General features: G+C 28.2%; 3 protein-coding genes. All 3 read left to right on the top strand.

Features of this window, described 5'->3' with window-relative positions:
• The first annotated feature begins 34 nt into the window (after positions 1 to 34).
• Positions 35 to 604, top strand: a complete 570-nt coding sequence (locus RI68_RS01565; RefSeq protein WP_017193502.1) for a Panacea domain-containing protein — start codon at positions 35 to 37, stop codon at positions 602 to 604.
• Positions 605 to 755: 151 nt separating this feature from the next.
• Positions 756 to 974: a hypothetical protein gene (locus RI68_RS01560; RefSeq protein ID WP_017193140.1), complete on the top strand. Its 219-nt coding sequence runs from the start codon at positions 756 to 758 to the stop codon at positions 972 to 974.
• A gap of 483 nt (positions 975 to 1457) precedes the next feature.
• On the top strand, positions 1458 to 2577 hold a 1120-nt coding region (locus RI68_RS01555; RefSeq protein WP_026071935.1), incomplete at its 3' end, for a hypothetical protein.

Raw genomic sequence — 2577 nt, 5'->3', positions numbered from 1 at the left:
TAAAAAAACCAAAACATAAGGAGAAAAACCAATTATGATTAAAAAACAAATGCAACAAAAAATACTTTCTCTTGAAAAACAATTAAAATTATTATATATTACAATAAACTCTAAAAAGAAAAAAGGCGGTTTAAATATGTTAAATAAAGAAAAAGTTAATGTTTTTGATGTTGCTCTTTATATTGTTAAAAACAATCCTCATTCAACTACTAAAATGAAGCTAAATAAAATGATTTATTACGCTCATGCAAAACATTTAGTACAGACTAAAAAACCCCTTTTAAAAGAACAAATCCAAGCTTGGATTTACGGCCCTGTTTTCCCTGAATTGTGTACACAACTAAAAGAATTTACTTATAAACCATTAAAACCCGATTCTTTATCAATGGGAGATATAACTAAAATAAATGCCACGCAAAAACAAATTCTTGATGATATTATTTCATTATATGGCGATAAAGAAGCCTATTTTTTATCTCAACAAACTCACGAAGAAGACCCGTGGAAAAATGTATATTATAAAAATTCTAATTGGTCTAAAAACATTATTAAAAATAAAGATATTTTAGAATATTTTTCTAAAAATGCTAAACACATTTATTAATATGGTTTAAACAGTTAATAATCTTTTTCGTTATCGATTTGATCAAACTTTAACAGATATTTCAAGTTTTAAAAAAATAAAAGAATTTGCGCAAGTTTTAAACAAAGTTATCATTCCATTAAATAAATATATTGAGTATACATGGCAACAAATGAAAGAATCGTATAATAAAGGACCTAGATATCATTCAGTCCCAAAAGGCAACCTTTCTAAAAAAGGGTTCGAACGTACTGTTATACTTTCTGAAGATGAACCTATTTATCAAATAGCTCTTAATTTGAAAGAACGTGTTTATGGTATAACTGTTGGCAAACATTTTGTTGTTATTGCCTATGATCCAAACCATAAAGGAAATACAAAGAAAAAATAAATTATTTGAATAATATTACTATTAAGATAAATTTGCAAGCTTATCTTTTTTATTATATTTTCTAAAATACCTTATCATTCTTCAAATTTAATTTGGTTATAATAATACTTGATTGTCTCAATTTGCTTTAATAACGAATAAAATTTGCGATTTTATTTTTGCAATTTAGAGATTATTATTTTTATATTAAAAATTCCAACAATAAAGTAACCAAAAAAAGTCCGCGAAGGTTCCTTTTTTCTTTTACCCAAACAACAACACACAACAGGCAAGGCCATTAAATCAAAAAACCAAAGGGGGCAAACAAACCATGATCAAAAACAAATCCTTAAAAAAGTTTTTATAACCCTTTCTTTTATAATCACTATTTTTTTCATTAACCCTATTTTCGCCCATAACTATTTTCACAAACAAACAAAATCACAAATAAAATTAATAGACTGGGAAACCTTTGCAACAGGATGGATTTGCACCCAACCAAAAATGAAAAGACACGATATGAACGTTCTAGATATAAACGATATTCCTCATATCTTAAAATATTACAATTTGTCAGCATCCGTTAATAAACAAATACCAACTTCATTTAATCAATATAACGAATCATTTATACATTGGCACCTAAAAAATCCTCCTTCAGGCCTTTTAGGAGTCTATTTTAAACCACGTTTAAATCCTTTTAAAATAGAATACCCCTATGCAGATAACAAATACACCTTAGAAGACCTTTTAAAATACGAAATCGCCATCGAAGAAGCCTTTGTCTTCTGGGACGCCAAACAAAAACCTCAAGATGAAAACGTAAATATCAAAATAATAGTAACTGAGATTTTGGCAAATAAAAGTAAAGAAGAAGTAATTAATAATTATTTAATACAAAAGAACATCATCAAACAACCTAAACTCATCAAATTAGGTTGTTACAACGTCACACCTAATACTGGTTTAGTGTTGCCTTTGCCTCAAGAAACTTTCCATGATATTCAAATAGATGCTATTTACTTTGATGATGGAATTCGTATTATGGACCCTCAACAGGGAAATATCCAAGATCTCTTAAAACTTTCTAATGGCGCTAAAAACATCTATCTTTTCATCTTCAACACTATAAAAAGAGCAATCCACATTAATATTCCAGACTCTCTTAACCCCTACGAACAGATTCGAGATTGGAAAAGAGCCAACAATTTATATGTTTATGAAGGAGAATATAACAGAGAATCTAAAAGCGGCAATAGTCCTATAACTATTACCGAACCCGCTTATAAAGAAATTAATATTTCATATGCTATTAATTTATTAGAAAATAATTTTGAAACTGAAGATAAAATATATCGGATTACTTGTCAAGATACAAAACCAAAAAGAGATATTTTAATGGACTACCAAAAAGATTATATTGCATGGTTAAACCAATGTTATATCAAATATGGCTGTACCTACCAAGGAGAAACAATTAGAAACAAATTAGGTCGTTCATCTAGAACCCTTTATGATGAAAATGGTAATACTCATTATTATAGATATGAAGGAGGAATCTTTTTTGACAATTGGTATATCGACGGCAACGATTGTTCTTCAGGTGGTGATCGTTGGCAAACAA

This window comes from Vaccinium witches'-broom phytoplasma str. VAC, from assembly GCF_000309405.1.
Taxonomy (GTDB): domain Bacteria; phylum Bacillota_I; class Bacilli_A; order Acholeplasmatales; family Acholeplasmataceae; genus Phytoplasma.
The sequence above is the reverse complement of the archived record's forward strand: the minus strand, read 5'-3'. Positions and strand labels throughout refer to the sequence as shown.

What these genes read in the sequence shown, in the direction of transcription:
- RI68_RS01560 (WP_017193140.1), top strand. Translation starts at nt 756, where the DNA reads ATGAAAGAATCGTATAATAAAGGACCTAGATATCATTCAGTCCCAAAA.
- RI68_RS01565 (WP_017193502.1), top strand. Translation starts at nt 35, where the DNA reads ATGATTAAAAAACAAATGCAACAAAAAATACTTTCTCTTGAAAAACAA.